This window comes from Colwellia sp. BRX8-9 (genome assembly GCF_014077245.1).
Lineage (GTDB): Bacteria > Pseudomonadota > Gammaproteobacteria > Enterobacterales > Alteromonadaceae > Colwellia_A.
This window is the reverse complement of record NZ_JACGVN010000002.1, coordinates 100,378-125,388: the sequence shown is the minus strand read 5'-3', so window position 1 is coordinate 125,388 and position 25,011 is coordinate 100,378. Positions and strand designations below refer to the sequence as shown.

The following is a 25,011-nucleotide window of genomic DNA, read 5'->3' as shown; positions in this document are numbered from 1 at the left end:
ATATAAACGCTAATACGAGAAACTTATGCCTAATTACGCTGTTGGACACAAAACACCTGATTCAGATTCAATCTGTTCAGCTATCGCCCTTTCCTATTTAAAAACCACGCTAGGTGAAGAAACCGTCCCAGCCCGTTTAGGGGAGCTTTCACCAGAAACTTTATTTATTTTAGACAAGTTTGGTTTTGAGCAACCTGAATTAAAAACAAGTTTTGCTGGCGAAGGTATCTATATTGTTGACCATTCCGACCGTATTCAAGGACCCGATGATATCGATGAAGCAACAATATTAGGTATTATTGATCATCATAAATTAGGCGATATTACTACCTCTACCCCATTAGAAATTTGGGTTCGTCCTGTTGGCTGTACCAATACCATCATTAAAATGATGTACGATTTCTATGATGTAGAAATTCCAAAAAATATTGCTGGTGCAATGATGTGCGCTATTTTGTCTGATACGGTTATTTTTAAATCACCCACCTGTACCACTGCTGATATAAAATGTGTTGAAGCATTAGCTGAAATTGCAGGCATTAGCGACGCAAAAGCCTTGGGTATGGAGATGTTTGAAGTAAAATCTGCCGTATTAGGTACACCTATACGTGACCTAGTCTTACGTGATTTTAAAGACTTTAACATGCATGGCAACTTAGTAGGTATCGGTCAGTTGGAAGTACTTGACCTCGCCATCTTTGATGATATGAAGCTTGAATTATTTGCTGACATTGCAAAATTAAAAGCCGAAGGTAGCCGACACACGGTTTTATTATTACTGACAGACATTATGAAAGAAGGCTCTGAAATGTTAGTTATTAGCGACAATGCTGATTTAACAGAAAAAGCTTATGGCAAACCACTTGTTGACGGTAAAGTATGGTTAGACGGCGTATTGAGTCGTAAAAAACAAGTTGTTCCACCTCTCCAAGATTCGTTAGCTTAAAAATGAAAATCAATAACTCTGCACGACTAAGCTACAAATTAATGTCTGCTGACGATGCAGAGTTATTGTATCAACTTGACCAAGACCCAGAAGTGATGCGTTTTATCAGTGATGGTAATCCGTCGTCTCGCGAGACCATTACAAATGTGTTATTGCCTCGTATGCAAAAATACCTAAGTCCAACTAAAGGTTGGGGATTGTGGCAAGTTAATATCACTGAAACTGATCAATATATTGGCTGGGTGCTTGTGCGGCCGATGAATTTTTTCTCTGCCTTACCTGAGTTTAATAACCTAGAGCTCGGTTGGCGATTTTTTCAAACATCATGGGGCAAAGGTTTTGCCAGTGAAGCGGCTCAACATATTAAAAATGCTTTAGCCATGAATCCTGAATACGAAAAATTTAGCGCCATTGCCGACGAAAACAATCTAGCTTCAATAGGTGTAATGAAAAAAATAGGTATGTCATATCTTAAAACATATCTTCATGTTGACCCATTATTTGAATGTACCGTCGCTTACTATCAGCTTCAAAATACCTAACGGTTAATGTTCTACATTAGCAGTCACCGAGCTTATGTCTTTTCCTGAAAGGGTATTTTTAAATAGCCTGTTCTTACTCGAATAAACCTGAGTATATTCTGTTGATTTATCTGATAATTTTTATATGCTAATACCTTAGCTAAAGGCATAATTTTAATGGGTTGATCATCATAAAACCGATAACAACGACTATACGTTGAGATATCTAACTCAACTTTAATCGTTTCTGACCAAGTATGGTCCCGTTAATTCGTTAATTCGTTAATATTGTAAGCAATCGTCCCCCATCATTTTCTGTATCTTCCCTTTATAATCAATTAATTTATGCACTGAGTAATTAGCACAGATAAAGTACGATTTTGTCGAGATCCTCTTCAAAACAGCGATAAAAAAACTCACCGAAGTGAGTTTTTTTTATCTTGATAATATGCCGTTAAATTTTACAATTAAACGCGTTCAATTACCGTTGCAATACCTTGTCCTAAACCGATACACATAGTCGCTAAACCTATGCTGACGTCTTGACCTTCCATTAGGTTCAATAAAGTACCCGTGATACGCGAGCCAGAACACCCTAATGGATGACCTAAGGCGATAGCGCCACCGTTTAAGTTAATCATATCTTCAGCACGGTCTTCTAAGCCTAGAGATTTAACACACGATAAGGCTTGCGCCGCAAAGGCTTCGTTAAATTCAGCTAGTTCGATATCAGCTAAAGATAAACCTGCACGTTTCAATGCTTTTTTCGTTGCTGGAACAGGACCAAAGCCCATAGTAGACGGATCACAACCTGCAACAGCCATACCACGAATACGCGCACGAGCGGTTAAACCAAGCTCTTTTGCACGATCAGCTGACATCACTAACATTGCTGATGCACCATCAGACAAAGCTGAAGAAGTACCGGCTGTTACTGTACCGTTAACTGGATCAAACACTGGGCGTAAACCGGCAAGCGTTTCAATCGTTGTTTCAGGACGAATAACTTCATCATGTTCAACTAAGGTTAACGCGCCCATTGCATCGTGTCCTTGAGTGGCAACAATTTCATTGTCCCAACGACCAGCAAGTTGTGCTTCATAAGCTTTTCTGTGTGAACGTGCCGCAAAAGCGTCTTGTTGTTCACGGGTAATACCGAACTGCTTACCGAGTAACTCAGCGGTTAAACCCATATTGCCAGCCGCACGAGAAATATATTTACTCAAGGCCGGATCAAAGTCTACATCATACATCATAGGAACATGTCCCATGTGCTCAACACCACCAACGATGAATACATCACCTTGGCCACACATGATGTTAGTTGTTGCATCATGCAAAGCTTGCATTGATGAACCACATAAACGGTTAACTGTTACCGCGCCAACTGTTTTTGGAATGTCTGTTAACAACTGTGCATTACGCGCAATGTTAAAACCTTGCTCTTTAGTTTGCTTAACGTTGCCCCAGATAATGTCTTCAATTAATGAAGGATCTAAATTAGGGTTACGCACTAATAGTTGCTGCATTAAATGCGCTGATAAACCTTCAGCACGAACGTTACGAAAAACGCCAGCTCTAGAGCGTCCCATTGGTGTACGAATACAATCTACAATGACTACTTCTTTCATGTTCTTCTCCTTAGCTTATGCTGTTTTTACGTCGGTGTTGAAATAAGATTTACCTGATTTAGCCATTTCGCGTAATCCATCAGTTACCTGATAAATTTCACCTAAATGCGCATACTTATCAGCCATGGCAATAAAGTTAGTTAAACCTAACGTTTCTAAATAACGAATTGCACCACCTCTAAACGGTGGAAAACCAATACCGTAAATTAAGCCCATATCAGCTTCAGCGGCAGTATCAACAACACCTTCTTCTAAACAACGCACCACTTCATTGACCATAGGGATCATTAAGCGAGCAATAATGTCTTCACTACTAAATTCTTTTTTGTCTGCACAGGTACTTTCAAACAATGCGTAAGCATCAGCTGAAGCTACTTTTGTTGGACGACCACGCTTGTCTTGACCGTAATCATAAAAGCCTTTGCCATTTTTCTGACCAAGACGTTTATTACTGTATAGAGTGCTTACTGGGTCATTATCAATTTTTGCCATACGCGTTGGGAAGCCAGATGACATAACACCCGTACAATGATCAGCGGTATCAACACCCACCACATCAAGTAAGTATGCTGGGCCCATTGGCCAACCAAATTGTTTTTCCATGATTTTATCAACAGCAGCAAAATCAACACCTTCAAGCATTAATTGGCTAAAGCCAGCAAAGTATGGGAATAAAACACGGTTAATATAAAAGCCAGGACAATCGTTAACAACAATCGGTGATTTACCCATTTTAGCCGCGTAAGCAACAACAGCCGCAACGGTTTCTTCAGAAGTTGCTTTACCACGAATAACTTCAACCAATGGCATTTTGTTTACCGGGTTAAAGAAATGCATACCACAGAAGTTTTCTGGACGTTTTACACTTTGCGCTAACAAATCGATAGAAATCGTTGAGGTGTTAGAGGTTAAAATGGCATCTTCAGAAAGAAAGCTTTCTACTTCAGCAAGGACCATACCTTTTACTTTAGGGTTTTCGACTACCGCTTCAACCACGATATCAACATCTTTAACACTATCGTAGCTAAGGGTTGGTGTGATGTTATTTAACACGCCAGCCATAGTCTTAATATTCATACGACCGCGTTCAACTTGCTTGGTTAAAATGCCAGCAGCAGTATTTAAGCCTAAATCAAGTGCTGCATCATTAATGTCTTTCATAATGATTGGCGTGCCTTTATAAGCAGACTGATAAGCAATACCACCGCCCATAATACCCGCGCCTAAGACAGCGGCTTTATTCACTTGTTTAGTCGCCATTTTAGCGGCTTTTTTTGCTTTGCCTTTAACTACTTGATCTGCCATAAACAAACCAATTTGCGCCGTAGCCGCATCAGTTTTAGCAAGCTTAGCAAAGTTTGTATTCTCAATAAGCATGGCTTCTGTTCTACCGAGTAAAGCAGCAGCTTCGATAGTTTTTACCATCATCATAGGTGCAGGGTAATGTTTACCGGCTTTAGCGGCAATCATACCTTTACAGGTATTAAAGGTCATAATTGATTCAACAGGGCTAAGCTTTAACGCTTCAAGTTTCTGTTGACGTTTAGCTTGCCAATTTAACTTACCAGACATTGCTTGTTTAAGCATGTTAATAGCGGCTTCGCGTAAATGCTCTGGCGCAACGACCGCGTCAAGTAAACCAACAGCCATTGCTTGTTCAGGCTTAAACGCTTTACCCGTAGACATCCACTCAACAGCATTATCAGCGCCAATAATTCTTGGTAAGCGCACTGTGCCACCGAAACCAGGAATCAGGCCTAATTTAACTTCAGGTAAACCTATCGAACATGTTGTATCAGCAATACGGTAGTCACAAGCTAAGCTCATTTCACAACCGCCCCCTAAAGCAAAACCATTAAGTGCAACAATTGTTGGTAGCTTAATGTCTTCAAATGAATCAAAAACGTCTGAGCCGCCTTTGATCCAAGGGATAAGTTCCGCTTCAGGAAGTTTAAACATTGTTAAAAATTCAGTGATGTCTGCACCAACAATAAAGTTAGATTTTCCAGACGTTACAAGTACGCCTTTAGCATCTGCACAATTGTTAATAGCAGCAACCACTTCGATATATTCTTTAAAAGTTTGCTGATCAAACTTATTCACTGAGCCTTGTGCATCGAATTTAAATTCAACAATGCCGTCATTCAGTAATTCGGCAGAAAGGTTTTGACCTTGAAATAACATGCCTAGTTTCCTCGTTTAGTGGGATAAAAATAGGGTCTGAACTCAATTAAATGATAATTTAACTGATCAGTTTTTATAATAATAGACGATTGAGTGTGCCTTGAAAGAAAAATAAATGCAAATTTTTTAAACAGGTGTTTTAATTAGGTGTATTAATCTATGGTTTTTTAACTAAGACAGAAAGAATAGCTCGCGGTATAAGCCGATTAATAGGGCCTAAAAGACGATAGACACAAGAGACTAAGATTAATCCTAAAAGCCCGTGCTAGATAAATAAATCGATAAACTAAATTTAACATTCGCCGCTAGCACTCTCGACTAAAAAGCGGCGATAACCTTCAGATAAAAATAAAGAGCAAAGCGTCATCAAATACTAATGACGCTTTAAGTTATAATAACGGGGGGAATAGGTTATCTTAACTAGTCACTTTGTAAGGCATCAATAGGGTCAAGCTTGGACGCTTTAATGGCTGGATAAACACCAAAGGTTAAACCGACTAAAGCACAAATACTAAAAGACAAGATAATGGCACTTGTTGACCATGACACCGCCCATTCAGAATAAAGTGCGATAAGCTCTGAGAGCATAATCCCAAAAAACACCCCCAAGATGCCACCCATAATTGAAATAGTAAAACTCTCAGCAATAAACTGTAAGCGAATATCTTTTTGTGTTGCACCAACCGCACGCAACAAGCCAATTTCTTTGGTGCGCTCTAATACAGTAGCAAGCATTATATTCATAATACCAATTCCGCCCACTAATAAAGAAATACCGGCAACACATGACATGACAATATTAAATATTTGCTGTGTTTGTTTTTGCTGGGCCAATAATGCGGCAGGAATAACTAAGTTATAATCATCGACTTCATTATGACGACGATTAAGCAAATGACTCACGGCTTGCGCTGCACTAATAGGATCAACACTCTCATCAAGCTTAAGTTTAATACTGGTGACTTCACTCGCTAGCTTTTTACTAGCAAATTTATGTATTGCGGTTTTTAATGGAATAAACACCTGACGTTGGTCACCACCGAGCTTTATGCCTTGAAACTCTTGTTTCTTTAAAAATGGCGCTTGTAATACGCCAACCACCTTAAACCAGAGGTGATTAATTTTAATATTTTGACCGATGGCATTGCCTTTTGGAAAAAGCTGTTTTGCGGTTGATGAACCCAGCAGTGCCACCTGAGAAAAGTTTTTATCGTCACTGTCGTTGAGTAAACGCCCTTGTGCTACATGGAATTTAGACAATGCAAAAAAGCTAGCACTCACCCCTGTTGCTTCACCATCACTTTTCCCTTCACCACTGAAAATACTGTAAGTATCGATAAGTTTTTGCGCGCTAAAGGCAGTAACAAAAGGTAATGAACGCGCACTAATCTCACCGTCTCTGATACTTAAACCCGGAGAGTGTTTACGTTGTTCTTGTAGTTCTTTTTCTTCAAAAACTTTCCCTTCAATGATTAAATTATGTAAGCCCATCGAGTCGATCATTTTCATCGCTTCAGCTTCTGCACCTTCACCAATATTAAGCATCGCGATAACCGCACCAACGCCAAAAATCATGCCGAGTAAAGTTAACAACGTGCGTAACTTATGTTGAGCAAGCTCGGAAAAAGTATCCAAAAAAATCGCTAAATATTTCATTAACTATGCTCCTTGTCGGTTAATGCTATTTTCTGACCTACTTTAAGCCCTGATAAAACTTCAACATGGCTTAAACTCGCCTGCCCTAAGGTAACGGGTAATGAAGTGTAGTCGCCATTTTTATACAAGTAGACAAACGTCTGCTTTGCTTCGACAAAAACACTTTGCAACGGAATAATAATTTTTTGGCGGGTGGCGATAATTTCAATATTAGCTTCTAACTTTCTTCCGGGTACAAATAGCTCACTATTTTGCTCGGCTAAAATAACAATAACTTCAAAATATTTTTGTGGATCACCACGCTTTATCGAGGTAGGAAACGGGGCAACTGTCTCAACTTTTCCTTTAAACGGTTTATCCGCATAAGCATTTAAAAAGAAGATTACCGATTTATCTACGGCTAAATTTACCGCCTCACTTTCTAAAACGAATAACTTAACTTTCATGTTACTGATATCAGGTAACTCGGCAATTTTTTGCCCCGGCCATAATGACTGGCCTTCACGTGGTTTTTCTCCGCGCCAATTAGCTTTATAAGCAAGTAAGCCATCGTGCGGTGCTTTAACTTCAAGTTTTGCTAGGCCTTCACTTAACTGTTTTAATTTACTTTTGCTTTGCGCTTGCTTCATTTCCAGCAAGCCCATATCTCCCGCTGAACTGCTACTAAAACTATCATTTTTCCAATAAAGATATTCTTCTTTAGACCCTAAGTACTGGGTGTTTTGTAATGAATCAAGGATGTCTAATTTCGAACGTATTTGATCATCATTGATTGAAAAATTTTCTGCAAAATTTTTCTCTTGACCTACCACGCCAATATCTTTGTTAATTGAGTTAAGTGCTTGAGTAAGCATGCCAGTTTTTTCAATAATTTCTTGTTCGGTGATCGACAATTCACTTTGTCTATCTTTACTTTGAATTTCCATCGCTTCACCGTCAAAGCGGGCAATAACATCACCTTTTTTAACGTGTGAAAATTCTGGTGCTAACCATGAAATGTTTTGTGGTCCTTGTCGACTCATTGGCGCATTTATTACCGTGGCTTTTGCTGCAAACAGTTCGCCTTTTGCCGGGACATTAACGATAAAGTCTTGTTTGGTCACCTCATATAACAAGGGAGCGTTTTCTTGCCCAGAACAAGCGGTTATTGCAATAGATAATAAACTAACGATAAAAGATTTTTTCATTATTGATTGTTGTGAATATTTCATAAAGCCACTATATCTCCTTGTGATAGGCCACTTTTAATGACCACTTTATCTCCGACTATATGAGCAACCTCAATGGTTTCTTCATGATCCGAAAAAAGACCGGTGATTCGAACACTCCCTTGGCCATTTTCTAACTTAACCGCCTGCGATGGCAAAGTTAACGCGTTATCAATCATGGCGGTAACAACCTCAATACGCGCCGTCATGCCTGGACGTATCACCGTACCTTTAGGTTGTTCAAAAGCAATGATTGCATCGAAAACACGGCGTTTATCTTGTGATGACTTATCACGAAAAACACGTCCTAGTTCAACAATACTACCTTGTAAAACAATTTCTTGAGTACCATCAATCATAATTTTAACTTTTTGATTAAGTTTGATTTTACCACTGTCAGGTTCAGCAATTTGTGCTTTTAATTGCATCTGTTCAATAACAGCAAGTTCAACAACCGGTTGGCCAAATTGAATACTCTCACCCACCGCTGGTTTTTCTCCTTGCCAATTAGCTCGGTAGATAACCATACCATCAATCGGTGCTTTAACTTTCAAACGCTCAATGTCACTTTTAAAATCATTTACCTCTGCGGTTAAACGGTTTACTTTTCCTTTAGCTAACTTTAAATTAAGTGCTTTATTGTTTTTATGAAAGATAAGTCGCTCTTTCGCAAGAAACAAATCATTTTCGGCAATAGTAAAATCAATCACAGACTTTTTACGATCATTTTCAGCGCGACTGTTATCAATAATATCGGCTTTACGCTCCGCTTTTTCATATTGCATTTTCTTTTCAGCAATACTGAGAATAAGTTCTTGCTCTGATTCTTCTTCCTTAATTTTCTTATTTTCTAATTCTTTTTGCGCCCGGTCTAAGTCAGCTTGTTTATCAACCAACCTATCCACCACCTTTTTACTGTCAAAGGCAACGATCACTTCGCCTTTTTTTACACGGGTATTCTCCGGTGTTAGCTGCTTAATTTGATACTGCCACATACCAGAAACTGACGGTGGTGCTATCATTGCCGTTTGTTTTGACTCTAATTCTCCACTCGCGGTAACAATTAGACGCACTTGTTCTAACTTCACGGTTTCGCTAGGTGCTTTTTCACAAGCACAAAGCAATACTAACAACATGATTGCAAAATATTTATTCACTTGGGCTTACTCCTGTAAATTCTAATTGAGCGCTCATGCCCGGTAATAACGTTAAGGCTTCATCAAGCGTAAAAGAAAACACAGCGCGATAATAAACATCGTTGCCCCATTCTTTACGTTCTTCGGGTTGGCTCGATATTTCGGTTAATGTAGCTACAAGGTTATATTGTGGAAAAGCATCTAGCTTAAAATCGACAACGCTATCCACACGCATATTTTTATAGTCAACTTCATGTACCCAAGCTTCAATATATAAGCCATTTACCGAAGGAATTTTTGCAATTTCCCAAGAAGGTTGCGCCGTCATACCGACAAATACTTTTTCACCACTCCAAGGATGGATCCCATAAAGTACCGGACCACTTCGCTCGGCATAGCCACTCATCTGCTTGAGTTTGTACTCATTGTATTGCAATTTATCCTGATGCTTTACAATCGTAATTTTTTGCTTAGTCACGGCAACCTGATTAGCGACCTTGACTTGCTTTAAATTTTCGAGTGATTTCGCATTAGCAACAACCGCTTTTTCAAGCTGAAGTTGGTTTTTCTGATAATCATATTCACTTAAATGAACAACAGCAATACCGGCATCAATTCGTGCTTTATCAAGTAATAAAGCCGTTCTCTTTTGTCCGTAAGTCGCTTCTAAAAGTGATTGCTTAGCGCTACTAGTCAAACGAAATAACTCTTCATTCGCGGCAATCAAACTTACTTTTTCTTGTTCTATTTGACTTTGAATTGAGCCACTGTCAAAGACGACAACTAGATCGCCTTCTTCAGCTATATCACCTTCTGGTAGTAACCATTGCACTTGAACATTCCAACTATCTGTTTTAGGTGAGTAAAACGTTTGATTGTCGCTGGCTTTAATTTGACCGGATAAAATCAAGGGAGTTTGACCTTCGGCTAAGGAGAAGCCGCTAACAGCAAGTATAGCGATTGATAATATTAGTTTTTGATACATAATCGGTCCTCAATGATATTACCGTCTTTCATGCGGATCATTCTGTCAGCATACGCAGCAATATCTTCTTCGTGAGTCACCATAACAATAGTTTGTCCTTGATTATGTAACTCACAGAGTAAATCCATAATTTCATAAGAGGTTTTAGAATCTAGGTTACCGGTCGGTTCATCTGCAAAAATCACTTCTGGACGATTTACTAGCGCCCGAGCAATAGCAACACGTTGACGTTGCCCACCAGACATTTCAAAGGGTTTATGGTGCCAACGCGAAGATAAACCTACTTTATCAAGCATTTCCATACCACGTTTTTTGGCGTCTTCTTGATCGGCATTACTGTAACGTAGTGGTAAAATAACATTATCAAGGGCAGTTAAACGAGGTAGTAAATGAAAGGTTTGAAAGATAAAACCTATTTTACGATTGCGGATCTTAGAAAGGCTTTCGTCATCAATATTTTTTATTGACTCACCAGATAATAAGTATTCACCAGAAGTCGGTGTATCGAGACAACCTAAGATACTCATTAAGGTTGATTTTCCTGAACCCGAAGTGCCCATTATCGCAACGAATTCATTGTTTTCAATGGTTAAAGAAACATTATTTAAGGCTATGACTTGAGTTTCACCTTCACCATAAATTCGACTGATGTTATCGATTTTGATCACTTATTACGCTCCATAAAAATTAATCCCTGTTGATGCCATTACTTTTATCTAACAAATAAAGGTAAAATAGCCCGCGTAACAATATATAGCTTTAAATTTTAATCACATACTGCTGAACTGTAATAATTTGTTTCAATTAAGACTGCATTTACAGCCTCAAATATTGGAAAATAATGTCAATTAAAGAACACTTCAACAAACCAGAGAATTTATTGCTCGCCATGGCATTTATTATGCCGCTAATATTTAGCGTTTGGATGGTTTTACTCAATAATTTTGTTATCGAAAAAGCCAGTTTTACCGGTAAAGAAATTGGCATTTTACAAAGTCTCCGTGAAATACCTGGATTTCTAGCCTTTACCGTTATTTATGTACTACTGTTTATTAAAGAACAAAAATTAGCCATTATTTCATTAGCCGTTACCGCTATTGGGGTAATAATGACCGGATTTTTTCCTTCTGTTTTAGGTTTGTATCTGACCACTGTTATCATGTCTATTGGCTTTCATTATTTTGAAACCGTGAACCAATCGTTAACCATGCAATGGATTGATAAAGATAAAACAGCCCATTTTTTAGGGCGTCTATTATCGGTAAAATCAGCGGCATCACTACTCGCTTTTAGCAGTATTTGGTTGATGATGGAAAAGTTCTCGTGGTCTTATCAAAGTACTTATGCCTTATTTGGTGCACTCGGCCTAGTACTCACTATTTGTTTGGCACTTTCTTTTAAAGAGTTTCCCGTTAAGGTCGAACAAGAAAAAAGCCTGATACTACGTAAACGTTATTGGTTGTTCTACGCTTTGACTTTCTTTAGTGGTGCGCGCCGCCAAATATTTACCGTATTCGCGGGTTTTTTAATGGTAGAAAAATTTGGTTATAGCGTTGCTGATATCAGTGCATTATTCTTAATAAACTATGTTTTTAATTGGTTATTCGCAGCAAAAATAGGCAAATTGATTGGCATTATTGGTGAACGTCGGGTGCTTAAATTTGAATATATCGGTTTAATTACTATCTTTATTGCCTATGGCTTTGTCGAAAACTCGACGATCGCAGCAAGCTTATATGTGATAGATCATTTATTTTTTGCTTTAGCTATTGCGATTAAAACCTACTTTCAAAAAATAGCCAAGCCTGAAGATTTAGCATCAAGTGCTGGCGTTAGTTTTTCAATTAATCATATTGCCGCTGTGGTTATTCCGGCGTTGCTTGGTTTAGTGTGGATTTATAACCCGTCATGGGTCTTTTATATTGGTGCTGGCTTTGCTTGTTGTTCTTTGATTTTATCGCACTTTATTCCATGCCAACCAAGGGAAGGCGTCGAGTTTAGATACCAAGAAACATCTTAACTATATTAGCCGATAAAAAAGCCGAGACATTATATCTCGGCTTTAATTTATTCAAGCTAGCAACAATCAGTATTTATTACTTATTGTTACGTAAGAAGGTTAAAAACTCATCAGCAGGCATAGGTTTAGCATAAAAGAAACCTTGTACTTCGTCACACCCTTGAGCGATTAAATGCGCTTGTTGTTCTTCCTCTTCGATACCTTCAGCAATAACTTTTAAGTTCATTTGCTTACCGAGGTTAATAATCGTATCTGCAATCAATGACTGCCCTGGCTCTGCAATACCCGTAATAAATGAACGGTCGACCTTTAAACGGTCAAGCGGTAGTTGTTGTAAATAGCTCATTGATGAATAGCCCGTACCAAAGTCATCAAGCGCAATGCTGATACCTTCAGCTTTCAACTTAACTAATGCATCAATAACAACTTGTGGTTCATCCATTAAAATATTTTCAGTGATCTCTAATTCGAGCTTACTTGGTTTAACATCATGATTAATCGTCGCTTGAATGATACTGTCAACGAAGTTATCACGTTTAAATTGTGGGATAGAAACATTAACAGAGATACCAACATGATCGAATTTCTGTTGCTCTAATACCTTTATTTGTTTACAGGCTTGGTTAATAACCCAATCACCAATTTCTACAATCAACCCTGAATATTCTGCTAGAGGAATAAACACAGCCGGTGAAATAAATTTTCCTTCGGCGGTTCGCCAGCGTAATAATGCTTCAGCGCCAATAACCTTGCCGGTAATTAAGCTAAGCTGAGGCTGATACCAAAGCTCTAAACGATTATCTGCAAAATCAGTACGTAATTGCCTGATCATACCTAAACGCCAAAGTGTTTCATCTTCCATTTCTTTTTTGTAATAAACAAAATTTTCGTGATTACTTTTCTTGGCTAAATTCAAGGCGATATTTATTTGATTAAGAACCTTTACCCCTTGCGAACCGGCACTACTTTTTGAGCACAGCCCAAAACATGCAGTGACAGGTAATAGTTGTTCTCCCGCGGTAAACGAACGATGAAATAATGACATTAATTTATCAGGGTTTACACTTTCAGCCGGACCAATAACACCAAAAACATCGGCACCCATTCGAGCAAACTGACAATGTTTTCCTAATTCTTTCATGCGCTCTGTAACAGCGAGCAACAGCTTATTACCTAAATCTTGTCCTAAGCCATCATTAATATCACTAAAGTGATTTATATCTATTAAAGCGGCAACAAGATTGGGTTCTTCTGATTGACTAAACTTGTCGAGTAAATTAACAAACTCTAAACGATTTGGCAGCTCAGTCAGCCAATCACGATAGGCAGCATTACGTAGTTTTTGAAAAAGGTGGACATTTTCATAACCGATGGCGACATTGGCTAAAAACACTTCGATTAACTGTATTTGAATATCAGTTAACTCTTGCTCAACTTCAAGATAAATAACCGCGCGATAACCACCGCTTGCTAAATACAATACCGCAAAGTCACTACCATAATTATTTTGTTTTTGAGTGAAACAGCTACTCATGCGATCTTGTGCTGAATCTCTGTCGAAGCAGGAAATTTTTTGATTAATCAGTTCGGCGTCATGACCGATTTGACCTAAGATATGTAAGCTTAAATCGTCAGAACCCTCAATAATACCTTGCCCACGCGCACAAAAAACACTGCAATGACTCTTACTCAACTTAATTAATTGCGACAACACACCTTCTGCATATTCATGAATACTGTGCAGTTCAAGTAAGTCAGCAGTAGCACTAATTATTTTTTCGAGGCCCAAGCGGTTTTGATTAACCGAATGAATTTGTTGATATGAACGAATAGCGGCGTAAACGGTAGTCACTAACTTGCGACGAGTTAACTCTGTTTTGGTTTTATAGTCATTGATATCATAATCTTTGATAACACTTTCTTCAGGAGCATAGCCTGGTTGACCGGTTCTCAAAACAATACGTATATCTTGACGAGATAAAGTTTCTCGAATATGTTTTACAACATTTAAGCCCGCATCATCCGTTTCCATAACAACATCGAGTAATACCAAAACGATGTCCTCGTGCTCTTCAATAAGCAGACATGCGTCACGCCCAGAGTAAGCATGTATATACTCTAGATTTTTACCTAAGACGACGAGATCTGAGAGTGCTAACTGAGTAACAGAGTGAATTTCGGGATCGTCATCAACAATCAGAACCTTCCACGTTTCAGCACTGCCATCATTTAGAATTTCATCTTCATCACTATCATCAATAAATAAAAAGTCGTCATTATTATTTTCAGAAGCCTGCATATCGTCCTCATTTAACCAGAAAAATACTACTGATTAAGGTTTTTTTTTCACATCAAATTTTATTATGAATCATATTTCCAATAAACTACATAATAAGAGTCAGTTAAATAATATTCAACCTAGAATTACAATTATATTCATAATTTCAATTGCTTCCTTAATTTATGTTAAGTTTAGATGAATAAAGAGAATATTGCTGATTTTAATTTTCCAGCGTATGCTTAGAAAAAATAGTAATGAAAATAATATATTAGTTACGGTAATTTTTATGAAAGACATCAACGAACCCTCAACTGCACCGCTGGTTATTGCTGAGGAACCGGTTAACACTGAAGTAATAAAAACAACAGAATCTACGGCTAAAAATAGCGGCAATAAAAAAAATGCCGGTGTTTCTTCCCAAATGCAACTGCTTGCCTTGGCTAAAAACTTTGTACTTGATGGTGGCTTAATTTCTTCAGAAAAACAGATGCCATTAGAAGAAAGAACCCAAAAAAGAGCACGGATTGCCGCATTACGAAAACAAGAGAATCTTGAAGCTATTATAAAAAAGTCAGTAAATTACTGCTCTGCTACCGAGTTTACCCATAAAGCAGATGCTGATTGGTTTAGTACCTTTACCGAACTCGCCGAAGATGTCAGTAATACCACCATGCAAAATCTGTGGGCAAAAATACTAGCAGGGGAAATATCACAACCCGGTTCATTTTCCACTAAAACCCTCAAGGTTTTTCGTGCCATGAGTATCACGGAAGCGAAATTGTTAGCAAAGGCCTGTAGTTTAGCGGTGACAGAACAAACAAAAAGAAATATACGTATTATTTCAGGAGCCTATCAGACACCTGGCTTACTAAACTTTTTTAATAAAAATAGAGAACAGAATATACCCTTCAACCAATTTTCATTGAGCTATGCTGATTTATTAATTCTAGCCGATAATCATCTGGTCTTTATTCAAGAGACAGAATCTAGCCCTATGAACAAGTCAGAGTCGTTCCATTTTAACTTTAACGGTAAGCCATTAACGCTTACCGCAAAAAAATCATCTTGTGTACTGAAGTTTTATAAATTTACGCCAATAGGCAGCGAGCTAGCACGTCTGATCAGCGATAATATTGATGATGTTTATTTACAGCATTTAAAAAGTGCATTAAGCGAAAATTTTTCAATTATAGAGGGATAAGGATAAGAATTGGTGGTTTGAGAGCCACCAATGTAGATACTGATACAAGCCCCTCTGACTGCTACAGCCCCGTCATCCTGCTATAAGCAACGTCATATAACTGCCAACCCCGTCATCCTGCTGCCTACCCCGTCATCCTGCTACCACCCCCGTCATCCTGAACTTGTTTCAGGATCTGTACTTCCTCCCCAAATACAGATACTGAAACAAGTTCAGCATGACGACAAGAGTTCACATCAAGCCCTGTCACTATCGACCAGATCGTGTCACTAAACTTCAAGATCCCAATACAGATACTGAAACAAGTTCAGCATGATGACAAGAGTTCACATCAAGCCCTGTCACTATCGACCAGATCGTGCCACTAAACTTCAAGATCTCAATAAAGATACAAGCCTATTCATACTGCTACCAGCAACGTTATCCTGCTATAACCCATCATTCTGCTGTAACCCTTCATTCTGCTATAAGCCCGTCATCCTCAACTTGTTTCAGGTTCTGTACTTACCCCAAAAAAATACAGATACTGAAACAAGTTCAGCATGACGACAAGAGTGGGCATCAAGCCCTATCACTATCGACCTGATCGTGTCACTAAACTTCAAGATCTCAATAAAGATACAAGCCTATTCATACTGCTACCAGCAACGCCATCCTGCTATAAGCACCGTCATCCTGCTATAACCCCCGTCATCCTGAACTTGTTTCAGGATCTGTACTTACCCCCAAAAAAATACAGATACTGAAACAAGTTCAGCATGACGACAAGAGTGGGCATCAAGCCTTACCACTATCGACCTGATCGCGTTACTAAACTTCAAGATCCCAATACAGATACTGAAACAAGTTCAGCATGACGACAAGAGTTCACATCAAGCCCTGTCACTATCGACCTGATCGCATTACTAAACTTCAAGATCCCAATACAGATACTGAAATGCAGTTTTTTTCCCGACAAAAAGTACCCAACATAAAAAAGGACAAGCATCTAAGATGTTTGTCCTTAATAGTAAACGTTAAGTTGGGCGTTATTTAAATACCGTCACCGTCAGTATGTAGACCACATTCTCTGGCCATGCCAGAAAAGCGGGTATCACTTTCATTCATACCTAACGTTAATGGCCGTGTACTGTGTGTGTCGCCAACCGATACATAGCCTTGGTCCCATAGAGGATGATAGGGCAAGTTATGCTTAGTTAAGTATTCATGTACATCCTTATTACTCCAATCAATAATAGGATGTACTTTAAAACGACCGCGTAAAATACTGACTACAGACAAGCCTTCACGATGCTCTGATTGCTGACGACGCACGCCAGAAAACCATGTTGCTGCATTGAGCTCATGTAAACCACGTTCTAGCGGCTCAACTTTATTACGGCGATTATAAGCTTTGAGTGATGTTTCATCTTTTGCCCATTCTTCGCCATATTTTGCTTGTTGCCATGCCGCACTTTCTGTCGCGCTATAAACGTGTAAATTCAATTTCAAACGTTCGTTGAGCTGTTCAATAAACTGATAAGTTTCAGGAAACAAGTGCCCAGTGTCGGTAACAATCACCGGGATATTCGCATCGACTTGCGTCAACATATGCAACATAACCGCAGATTGAATGCCAAAGCTAGAAGACAAAACGAACTGTGATGGTAAATTTTCCATCGACCATTCAACTCGTTCAGTCGCGGTTTGCTGCTCTAATAGCTCGTTCCACTGGTTAAGCCAAGGCTTAGGTAAAGACGCAGGAAAACGGTTATTAATCGGTGCTTTTGCCGCAGCGATGTCAGCACTATTAATAATAGGTTTAGTCATGAAAATCTCGCTTACTATTTTTCACTTCTGCGATAATGCCGGTACGAATAGTAAAATCACCAAACGCTTCATTGCTGTTTCTTTCCGATGACCAGCGAGCCACTAGCATATCCATTTCATCAAGAATATCTTGTTCGCTTAAGTTTTCTTTATACATTTTAGGTACTCGCGTTCCTGCCAAGTTGCCGCCTAAATGCATATTGTATTTACCTGGACCTTTACCAACTAAACCAATTTCTGCCAACATCGCACGACCACAGCCATTTGGACAACCAGTCACACGTAAAATAATACTTTCATCACTCATATCATGTTTGGCTAAAATGCCTTCTACGTCGGTAACAAAACCCGGTAAATAGCGTTCTGCTTCAGCCATAGCTAATGGACAGGTAGGAAATGCTACACAAGCCATAGAATCTTTACGTTGCTTTGAAACCGTGTCGTTCATTAAGCCATATTCACGGGCAATTTTTTCAATTTGTGCTTTATCTTCAGTTACTACACCCGCGACAATTAAGTTTTGGTTCGCGGTCATACGAAAATCACCTTTGTGTATTTTCGCTAATTCAGCAACACCTGACTTAAGGGGTTTACCTGGGCTATCTAATAAACGGCCATTTTCAATAAATAAGGCTAAATGGTGCTTACCGTCAAAACCTTCAACCCAACCAATACGATCGCCACGTTCAGTGAACTCGTATGGACGAGAGGTTTCAAAAGTAATACCGGCACGTTTCTCAACTTCCGATTTAAAGGTTTCTACACCCACTCGGTCAAGTGTGTACTTAGTTTTAGCATTTTTACGATTAACTCGGTTTCCCCAGTCGCGTTGTGTTGTTACAACAGCGGTCGCAACATCTAAGGTATGTGCTAAAGACACATAGCCAAAATCGTCAGCCTTGCGAGGATACGTTGACTTATCGCCATGAGTCATCGCTAAACCACCACCAACAAGTACGTTAAAACCAACTAATTTTCCATCTTTAGCAATAGCGATAAAGTTGAGATCATTAGCGTGAACGTCAATATCATTTTGTGGCGGAATAACAACAGTCGTTTTAAATTTTCGTGGTAAGTAGTTGCTGCCTAAAATAGGCTCTTGTGTCTCTTTACCTTCAGGGCCTTCAAGCTTTTCGCCATCTAGCCAGATCTCTGCATAAGCACGTGTTTTAGGCAGTAAATGTTCACTAATTTTAATAGCCCATTCATAAGCTTCTTGATGAAGTTCTGACTCAATAGGGTTAGAAGTACACAGAACATTACGGTTAACATCGCCAGCAGTCGCAATTGAGTCGATACCAATACTATTTAATGTTTGGTGCATTAATTTAATATTGGGCTTTAACACACCATGAAATTGAAATGTTTGACGTGTTGTTAAGCGAATACTGCCATATGAAGTGCTCTCTTGAGCAAATTTGTCAATAGCCAACCACTGCTCTGGTTTAATGATACCGCCAGGCATACGAGCTCGTAACATAACATTATGCAAAGGTTCTAATTTTTGTTTACTACGCTCAGTTCTAATATCACGGTCATCTTGCTGATACATACCATGAGTTCTGATAATATGATAATTATCTGCAGTGAAACCACCGGTGACTTGGTCTTTTAAGTCATCAACAATTGTCCCTCGTAAAAAATTACTATCTGCTTTTAAGCGTTCGTTATCAGCCTGTTTACCTTCTACAATTAACGGTCCTGGACCTGTTAATACGATTTCTTTATTTGTTGTAGTCATTAGTAAACATCCTTTTGGAAACGCTTGGCGTTACGCAATTCTTTTAAATAATCTTGTGCTTGTTCTGTACTCAACTTGCCATGCTCAGCAATAATATCCACCAAGGCAAGCTCAACATCTTTTGCCATACGGCTCATGTCACCACAAATATATAAATGTGCGCCACGTTCTAACCAAGCAAAAATCTCACTGGCTTTTTCACGTAAACGGTCTTGCACATATATTTTTGCCGCTTGATCACGAGAAAAGGCTAAATCAAGGTGCGTTAACAAGCCTGATTTTAAATAGCCTTGCCATTCCACTTGGTATAAAAAATCTTGAGTGAAGGTTTGATCACCAAAAAACAGCCAGTTATCACCACTTGCTTCGCTTGCTTCACGTTCTTGCATAAAGGCTCTAAAAGGAGCAATACCAGTACCTGGGCCAATCATGATCACAGGCGTATCGCCATTTTCAGGTAAGCGAAAGTTATCGTTGTGTTCAATGAAAACCTTAACTGTGCCGCCTTCTGCTAAGCGTTTACCTAAAAAGCTTGAGGCACCGCCACTTCTTAACTGATCATTTTCGCTGTATTCAACTAAGCCCACCGTTAAGTGTACTTCTTCTTCAACCTCAGCTTGGCTCGAGGCTATAGAATATAAACGTGGAGTAATCTTTCTAAGCGCATCAACAAAGTCTTGTGCTGTTACTTTCGCCGGAGCTGCTTTAACTACATCAATAATTTGATGGTTACCCGCATATTCACGCGCAGCATTTTTATCTTCACTCAAGGTAAGCAAAGCTTTATCTTGTGATTTATCCGCCCAAAAGCTAATGAAATTAGGCACTGTTTGAGTAATTTCTAATGTTGAAATTAATGCTTGTTCCAGTGATAAACGTTCACCGCCAACATCAATATTTTCATTACCTGACAAACCAAGTATTGCAATAAGTTCGGCGACTAACTCAGTGTCATTTTCAAACCACACACCTAAAGCGTCACCGGCTTGATAGGTGATACCTGAATCGGCTAAATCGATTTCAATATGACGAACATCTTTTGCTGAATCACGACCGGTGATCTTTTGGCTTAAACTTAACTCAGCAGCATAAGGCGCCTGTTTTGTATATTCGCTAGACGCGCCAAGTGTTGGCATTACCACAACATTATGGCTATCAATCTCATTACCCAACAAGGCTTTTACATCTTTAACAATAGTCTCTGACCATGCTTTTACTTCAGCTTCGTAATCAACGTCACAGTCAACGCGTGCGGTAATCTGTTTTGCACCAAGCTTACTTAAGTAATCATCAAAGTCTTTGCCCGTTTGACAAAAGAACTCATAGCTAGTGTCGCCCAAGGCTAAAACGCTATAGCGTAAATCATCGAGCTTTGGCGCTTTTTTCGAGCCTAAGTATTCATGTAAAGCAATCGCATCATCGGGTGCTTCACCTTCGCCATTAGTACTGGCGACAATTAATAGGTGAGTCAGATTTTTAATGCTTTTTGGCTTAAAGTCACTCATGCTTTTTAAGTCGACGGTAAGACCTTCTGCTTGTGCTTGTGCGGCTAACGCTTTAGCAACACCTTTAGCATTTCCGGTTTGAGAACCAAATAAAATGGTTAATACAGGCGCAGGAGCTGCAACAGCTGAAGCTGTAGGGCTAACGCTTAACGATGCTCCTTCAGATTTAGCCGCTAAGTAACCACTTGCCCATGCAAGCTGCAACTGAGAGTAACTGCCAATAGCGTTTTGTAATGATGAAAGTTGGTCAGCATCTAGCATAGTTTTTTGTAAGTTCTGTTGGTTTGGCAACATAATGTCAATTCGCCCATTTAAATTTAGTAAAATAATAATAGACTGACTTTGCATATAATAAAAAGAATAGAAAAGGCTTTTTTATTCCAAAATAGAATAAGTCAGTTCTTTGAACCTTTACCCACACTCTTATCTAAATTTTAAGACATTCTTTTTCTTGAAATTTAGATAAGGGGCGACCACACTTAATTCAAGCTAAAAGAATAGATAAAATGATGGAAAAAGTAGACGCAATAATTATTGGCGCTGGTGTCGTGGGTTTAGCCATTGCGGCAAGACTTAGCAATAAGCTCAATAACGTGCTCATTATTGATAAAAATGCTGGCTTTGGTGAAGAAACCAGTAGTCGTAATAGTGAAGTTATTCATGCCGGCATTTATTATCCTCAGCACAGTTTAAAAGCTAAGCTATGCGTGCAAGGAAAAGAGAAGCTTTATCAATATTGTAAAGATCGAGGCATTCCTCATCAACGCCTAGGAAAATTACTGGTTGCCCACGGCGAGGAAGAAGAGCAATGTTTAGCCAAAACCATAAAACAAGCAGCACTTAATGATGTTAATGATCTCGTCTGGTTAACGGCAGACGAGCTTAAGAAGTCAAATCCAGCATTACATGCCACCGCTGCCTTACTTTCCCCTTCAACAGGTATTATTGATAGTCATCGTTATATGCAGGCTTTACTGGCAGAAATTGAGCATAATAATGGTCAGTTTGTTGGAAAAACCACCTTTATAAAGGCAGATAAAAATAATGATGGCTTTGTTGTTACTTTAAATAGTCAAGATGAAATAATGCAGCTGCATTGTGATTATTTAATTAATTCAGGGGGATTACAAAGTACTAAAGTTGCCGAAAATATTAGTGATTTAAAAAAGTCACATATTCCAACGCTTTATTATTGTCGAGGCCATTATTTTTCATACCAAGGGAGAAGTCCTTTTACACAACTCATTTATCCCTTACCCGAAGCGCATGGTTTAGGTATTCACGCCTCATTAGATATTGGCGGACAATTAAAATTTGGTCCCGACACACAGTACATAGATGATATTGATTATGAAGTCTCTCCGCTTCTAAAAGCTAAATTTGTTGCCGCGATTCAACGCTATTACCCTTCATTAGATAGCGAAAGATTACAGCCTGCTTATTCGGGTATTCGTCCGAAATTAGAAGGTCCGAATGATGGTTTTAAAGATTTTGTCATTCAAAGTGAAAAAGTGCATGGCTTGAAAGGATTAGTGAATCTGTTTGGTATTGACTCACCCGGCTTAACTTCTAGTTTAGCTATAGCTGAATATGTCGACGAAAGACTAGCCATATAATGCTTATATATTTGAAAGTGAGTAAGGTATTTATGGCGAGTGAAAAATGAGTGTTTATATTTTGAGTTTCTAAAATGAATTAAAAAGCCAATTGCTTACACAATTGGCTCCTTTAACACTAAAGTAATAATATTACTGAGTGATTTCTTCTGGTTCAGCTGATTTTTGAATGTCTAATAATTCAATTTCAAACTGTAATACTGAGTTACCAGGAATACGTGGCGGGTTGCCATTTTTTCCGTAAGCTAAATCAGATGGAATAGTAAAAGTGTACTTTGAGCCCACTGACATTAACTGTACGCCTTCTGTCCAACCGCTAATAACACGATTTAAAGGGAATACTGCTGGTTCATTGCGTTCATATGAACTATCAAAAGTTTCACCGTTTAAGAAAGTACCTTTATAGTGAACCGTTACTGTATCAGTAGCGCTAGGTTTATCACCTTCACCTTCAGTTACAACAAGGTATTGAATACCTGATTCAGTAACTTGTACACCTTCTTTCTTAGCATTTTCTTCTAAAAATTTCATGCCTTCAGCAATTGCCGCTTCAGATTCAGCGTCTGCTGCTGCTAGTTGCTTTGCTTTCATTTGTTCATCAAGGCTCATTAATAGTGCTTGGATCTCTTCTTTCTCAATGATTGATTTGCCAGCAAGACTGTCCATGAAACCACGAGTAATTAATGCTTGGTCAAGTGGAACACCCAACTTCTCATGTTGATCAAGATTCTTCTGCATGTACATGCCAATTGAAGCACCTAAACTGTAAGCTTGTTTTTGCATTTCAGTTTCTAAAACAGGCGCTGTTTCGGTTGGTTTTACACTTTCTTGACAGCCAAACACTGACACAAGTGCAATAGCTAACATAGTTGGCTTAAATAATTTCATTTTTTCTCCGTTAACGTAACCTAGTACTCAGTTGGAGGAAGTCCCCCTAAGCCATTGATTAAATATTATGTATTGTTAGACAATGCGGCTTATACTAACGATAAATTAACTAAGAAAAAAGTATTAATATTGTGATTAAGTGTAATAACAAGCTAACACTGCTTTTCATCTGTCTATTTTCCTTATTGAACAGTGCTTGCCAGCCTGCAGAGGACAAGCCTGTACAGCGTTGGCAGCATGCTACAGATGGTGCTTATGCAGCTAATATTTCTAATGATGGCAAATACAGTGTTGTCTCTTCTATTTATCATGGCTTAAGTTTATGGGACATAGAAGAGAATGCATTAAAATACAGCTGGTCACAACAGCAAGATAGTAGCGATAATTTAGTGCTGTTAGCCGATATATCCAATAATAATAGCCATGCATTGACCGCAAATCGAGAAGCGTTTTCGTTGTGGAATATAGCAACAGGGCAATCAGAAGGTTATTGGAAAGTACGCGAGTCAACGATTCGTGATATTGCCTTGTCCAATAATGGTGACTTTATTTTACTCGGTAAAAGTAATGGCACCGTTGTTCACATTACTATGAGCAATGGCCGTCGCTTAGAGTTCTTAGGTCATACAGAAAAAATTAATGCTGTTGATATGCTCCCCAATGGCCGTATCGCTATTTCAGGAGGCAATGATTACGTCGCTTATGTATGGGATACAGAAAGTGGGCAGGTTATTTACCGATTTAATCATCCCAGTCGCGTTACTATGGTGGCTCTAGACCCTAAAGGTCGGTTTGCTTTTACTGCAGACAGTAAAAAATCTTCAAACATATGGGATTTAAAAACAGGTAAACGCATTAGCCAACTTCAATACTATAACCGTCACGAAATATTTAGCTCAGTAAGGTTTTCTGATGATGGTACTCAACTATTAACAGGAGCCCCAACTCGAAAAGTTAGCCTATGGAGCATACTAACCGGAGAGCGGCTTGACAGCTGGCGAGTTACGCCAAAAGAAAGTATACGTGCTGCAGGCGCGGTAGTGTATAGTGTCGCCTTTCGAGGAAAGAACCAAATAATCACCGAAAGTTCATCAGGATACGCTGAGCTTTGGCAAAGAAAGTCGCGTTAGGTACCCCAAATTATGACAACAGAAATACAAAAAAAAATAATCGAATTACAAGAAAATGTTGAAGCGCTGCAATCTCGTAATGCCTTTCAAGACGATGTTATTGAACAGTTGAATAATGAACTTGCTGTTCATCAATTAGAAATTTCAGACATTAGGGCACAGCTAAAGTTAATCGCAAGTCGTGTTCAAGATAATAATCCGGGTCAAAATCAGTCGCAAGATATCGAACCGCCACCACCACATTATTAACTCTTAACCTGAGCTTTCATTCAAATAAATACCAAGCTGAAATATTTCAGCTTGGTAAAGTAACGATTTATTCTTGCTTAAAAATACCAATCACTTGCTCTTGCGGGCGGATTTCTTTAACGACATGCTCTTCTGGCTGTGACATTTGATGCCCACAGCTAACACAAGTAACTTTTTCAACATTATTTTCTTTTGTTAATCCCATGGTGTCCATAGCATTACATTTCGGGCAAATAGCGCCAGCAATAAATCTTTTTTTCATGTGTTTCAATCCAAATAAAATCGAGTTGTATTATTTTACCTT

General features: G+C 38.8%; 20 protein-coding genes. 7 read left to right on the top strand and 13 right to left on the bottom strand.

Translation table 11 applies throughout. The features are described 5' to 3' along the window. Window positions 1-25: 25 nt before the first annotated feature. Window positions 26-946: a manganese-dependent inorganic pyrophosphatase gene (locus H4J70_RS02240; RefSeq protein WP_182176428.1), complete on the top strand. Its 921-nt coding sequence runs from the start codon at window positions 26-28 to the stop codon at window positions 944-946. A gap of 2 nt (window positions 947-948) precedes the next feature. After that, a complete protein-coding gene (locus H4J70_RS02235; protein WP_182214677.1) occupies window positions 949-1,488 on the top strand; it encodes a GNAT family N-acetyltransferase in 540 nt (179 codons plus the stop codon). 446 nt (window positions 1,489-1,934) lie between these two features. Here the strand turns inward: H4J70_RS02235 and fadA are convergent, their stop codons facing one another. The 7 genes from fadA to H4J70_RS02200 all read right to left on the bottom strand — a co-directional run bounded on the left by fadA (window position 1,935) and on the right by H4J70_RS02200 (window position 10,935). Next, entirely contained in the window at window positions 1,935-3,098 is a 1,164-nt protein-coding gene (gene fadA, locus H4J70_RS02230) for an acetyl-CoA C-acyltransferase FadA (RefSeq protein WP_182250565.1), read from the bottom strand. Between the two features lie 15 nt (window positions 3,099-3,113). Further along, window positions 3,114-5,282, bottom strand: coding sequence for a fatty acid oxidation complex subunit alpha FadB (gene fadB / locus H4J70_RS02225; RefSeq protein ID WP_182214679.1), 2,169 nt, complete (start codon window positions 5,280-5,282; stop codon window positions 3,114-3,116). Window positions 5,283-5,702: 420 nt separating this feature from the next. Continuing rightward, complete coding sequence (locus tag H4J70_RS02220) at window positions 5,703-6,938, bottom strand: ABC transporter permease (protein WP_182214680.1); 1,236 nt, start codon at window positions 6,936-6,938, stop codon at window positions 5,703-5,705. Further along, window positions 6,938-8,149 carry an efflux RND transporter periplasmic adaptor subunit gene (locus H4J70_RS02215; protein WP_182214682.1) on the bottom strand — a complete coding sequence of 404 codons (1,212 nt, stop codon included), beginning with the start codon at window positions 8,147-8,149 and terminating at the stop codon, window positions 6,938-6,940. Before H4J70_RS02215 ends, H4J70_RS02220 begins: the two co-directional genes overlap by 1 nt. Next, on the bottom strand, window positions 8,146-9,303 hold the full coding sequence (locus tag H4J70_RS02210) for an HlyD family efflux transporter periplasmic adaptor subunit (protein ID WP_182250564.1): 1,158 nt from the start codon (window positions 9,301-9,303) through the stop codon (window positions 8,146-8,148). The genes H4J70_RS02215 and H4J70_RS02210 overlap by 4 nt, the downstream gene beginning before the upstream one ends. Further along, on the bottom strand, window positions 9,296-10,267 hold the full coding sequence (locus H4J70_RS02205; RefSeq protein ID WP_182250563.1) for an HlyD family secretion protein: 972 nt from the start codon (window positions 10,265-10,267) through the stop codon (window positions 9,296-9,298). The genes H4J70_RS02210 and H4J70_RS02205 overlap by 8 nt, the downstream gene beginning before the upstream one ends. Next, window positions 10,252-10,935 (bottom strand): ABC transporter ATP-binding protein, encoded by a 684-nt coding sequence (locus H4J70_RS02200; protein ID WP_182214687.1) that lies wholly within the window; start codon window positions 10,933-10,935, stop codon window positions 10,252-10,254. The genes H4J70_RS02205 and H4J70_RS02200 overlap by 16 nt, the downstream gene beginning before the upstream one ends. A 170-nt stretch (window positions 10,936-11,105) precedes the next feature. Between H4J70_RS02200 and H4J70_RS02195 the strand changes: the two genes are divergently transcribed. After that, complete coding sequence (locus H4J70_RS02195; RefSeq protein WP_404842479.1) at window positions 11,106-12,287, top strand: MFS transporter; 1,182 nt, start codon at window positions 11,106-11,108, stop codon at window positions 12,285-12,287. A 76-nt stretch (window positions 12,288-12,363) separates the two neighbouring features. Here H4J70_RS02195 and H4J70_RS02190 read toward each other — a convergent pair whose 3' ends face one another. Then, the gene (locus H4J70_RS02190; protein ID WP_182214690.1) at window positions 12,364-14,586 is read right to left on the bottom strand and encodes an EAL domain-containing protein; all 2,223 of its coding nucleotides are present in this window, start codon (window positions 14,584-14,586) and stop codon (window positions 12,364-12,366) included. A 268-nt stretch (window positions 14,587-14,854) separates the two neighbouring features. On the opposite strand from H4J70_RS02190, the gene H4J70_RS02185 reads away from it, so the two are divergent. Then, on the top strand, window positions 14,855-15,769 hold the full coding sequence (locus H4J70_RS02185; RefSeq protein WP_182214692.1) for a TIGR03899 family protein: 915 nt from the start codon (window positions 14,855-14,857) through the stop codon (window positions 15,767-15,769). Between the two features lie 1,032 nt (window positions 15,770-16,801). Here H4J70_RS02185 and H4J70_RS02180 read toward each other — a convergent pair. Genes H4J70_RS02180 through H4J70_RS02170 form a run of 3 tightly spaced genes read right to left on the bottom strand, consistent with a single transcriptional unit; the run spans window position 16,802 to window position 21,118 of the window. Further along, window positions 16,802-17,578 (bottom strand): phosphoadenylyl-sulfate reductase, encoded by a 777-nt coding sequence (locus H4J70_RS02180; RefSeq protein ID WP_157470904.1) that lies wholly within the window; start codon window positions 17,576-17,578, stop codon window positions 16,802-16,804. Beyond that, a complete protein-coding gene (cysI, locus tag H4J70_RS02175) occupies window positions 17,571-19,319 on the bottom strand; it encodes an assimilatory sulfite reductase (NADPH) hemoprotein subunit (protein ID WP_220470354.1) in 1,749 nt (582 codons plus the stop codon). The genes H4J70_RS02180 and cysI overlap by 8 nt, the downstream gene beginning before the upstream one ends. Beyond that, window positions 19,319-21,118 carry an assimilatory sulfite reductase (NADPH) flavoprotein subunit gene (locus H4J70_RS02170; protein WP_182244190.1) on the bottom strand — a complete coding sequence of 600 codons (1,800 nt, stop codon included), beginning with the start codon at window positions 21,116-21,118 and terminating at the stop codon, window positions 19,319-19,321. The genes cysI and H4J70_RS02170 overlap by 1 nt, the downstream gene beginning before the upstream one ends. Before the next feature lie 212 nt (window positions 21,119-21,330). Here H4J70_RS02170 and H4J70_RS02165 point away from each other — a divergent pair, with 212 nt between their 5' ends. After that, complete coding sequence (locus H4J70_RS02165) at window positions 21,331-22,440, top strand: NAD(P)/FAD-dependent oxidoreductase (protein WP_310733586.1); 1,110 nt, start codon at window positions 21,331-21,333, stop codon at window positions 22,438-22,440. A gap of 132 nt (window positions 22,441-22,572) precedes the next feature. Here H4J70_RS02165 and fkpA read toward each other — a convergent pair whose 3' ends face one another. After that, window positions 22,573-23,328 carry an FKBP-type peptidyl-prolyl cis-trans isomerase gene (gene fkpA / locus H4J70_RS02160; protein WP_070374931.1) on the bottom strand — a complete coding sequence of 252 codons (756 nt, stop codon included), beginning with the start codon at window positions 23,326-23,328 and terminating at the stop codon, window positions 22,573-22,575. 131 nt (window positions 23,329-23,459) lie between these two features. On the opposite strand from fkpA, the gene H4J70_RS02155 reads away from it, so the two are divergent. Together H4J70_RS02155 and H4J70_RS02150 are read left to right on the top strand one after the other, a co-directional pair. After that, a complete protein-coding gene (locus tag H4J70_RS02155; protein WP_310733505.1) occupies window positions 23,460-24,458 on the top strand; it encodes a hypothetical protein in 999 nt (332 codons plus the stop codon). A 12-nt stretch (window positions 24,459-24,470) separates the two neighbouring features. Next, a complete protein-coding gene (locus H4J70_RS02150; protein WP_070374932.1) occupies window positions 24,471-24,707 on the top strand; it encodes a SlyX family protein in 237 nt (78 codons plus the stop codon). A gap of 67 nt (window positions 24,708-24,774) precedes the next feature. Here the strand turns inward: H4J70_RS02150 and H4J70_RS02145 are convergent, their stop codons facing one another. Further along, complete coding sequence (locus tag H4J70_RS02145) at window positions 24,775-24,969, bottom strand: YheV family putative zinc ribbon protein (protein ID WP_070374933.1); 195 nt, start codon at window positions 24,967-24,969, stop codon at window positions 24,775-24,777. Between the last annotated feature and the right edge of the window lie 42 nt (window positions 24,970-25,011).

Excerpts from the sequence above, each read along its gene's own strand:
- H4J70_RS02240 (WP_182176428.1), top strand. The coding sequence starts at position 26 with ATGCCTAATTACGCTGTTGGACACAAAACACCTGATTCAGATTCAATC.
- H4J70_RS02235 (WP_182214677.1), top strand. The coding sequence starts at position 949 with ATGAAAATCAATAACTCTGCACGACTAAGCTACAAATTAATGTCTGCT.
- fadA (WP_182250565.1), bottom strand. The coding sequence starts at position 3,098 with ATGAAAGAAGTAGTCATTGTAGATTGTATTCGTACACCAATGGGACGC.
- fadB (WP_182214679.1), bottom strand. The coding sequence starts at position 5,282 with ATGTTATTTCAAGGTCAAAACCTTTCTGCCGAATTACTGAATGACGGC.
- H4J70_RS02220 (WP_182214680.1), bottom strand. The coding sequence starts at position 6,938 with ATGAAATATTTAGCGATTTTTTTGGATACTTTTTCCGAGCTTGCTCAA.
- H4J70_RS02215 (WP_182214682.1), bottom strand. The coding sequence starts at position 8,149 with ATGAAATATTCACAACAATCAATAATGAAAAAATCTTTTATCGTTAGT.
- H4J70_RS02205 (WP_182250563.1), bottom strand. The coding sequence starts at position 10,267 with ATGTATCAAAAACTAATATTATCAATCGCTATACTTGCTGTTAGCGGC.
- H4J70_RS02190 (WP_182214690.1), bottom strand. The coding sequence starts at position 14,586 with ATGCAGGCTTCTGAAAATAATAATGACGACTTTTTATTTATTGATGAT.
- H4J70_RS02185 (WP_182214692.1), top strand. The coding sequence starts at position 14,855 with ATGAAAGACATCAACGAACCCTCAACTGCACCGCTGGTTATTGCTGAG.
- H4J70_RS02180 (WP_157470904.1), bottom strand. The coding sequence starts at position 17,578 with ATGACTAAACCTATTATTAATAGTGCTGACATCGCTGCGGCAAAAGCA.
- cysI (WP_220470354.1), bottom strand. The coding sequence starts at position 19,319 with ATGACTACAACAAATAAAGAAATCGTATTAACAGGTCCAGGACCGTTA.
- H4J70_RS02170 (WP_182244190.1), bottom strand. The coding sequence starts at position 21,118 with ATGTTGCCAAACCAACAGAACTTACAAAAAACTATGCTAGATGCTGAC.
- H4J70_RS02165 (WP_310733586.1), top strand. The coding sequence starts at position 21,331 with ATGATGGAAAAAGTAGACGCAATAATTATTGGCGCTGGTGTCGTGGGT.
- fkpA (WP_070374931.1), bottom strand. The coding sequence starts at position 23,328 with ATGAAATTATTTAAGCCAACTATGTTAGCTATTGCACTTGTGTCAGTG.
- H4J70_RS02150 (WP_070374932.1), top strand. The coding sequence starts at position 24,471 with ATGACAACAGAAATACAAAAAAAAATAATCGAATTACAAGAAAATGTT.
- H4J70_RS02145 (WP_070374933.1), bottom strand. The coding sequence starts at position 24,969 with ATGAAAAAAAGATTTATTGCTGGCGCTATTTGCCCGAAATGTAATGCT.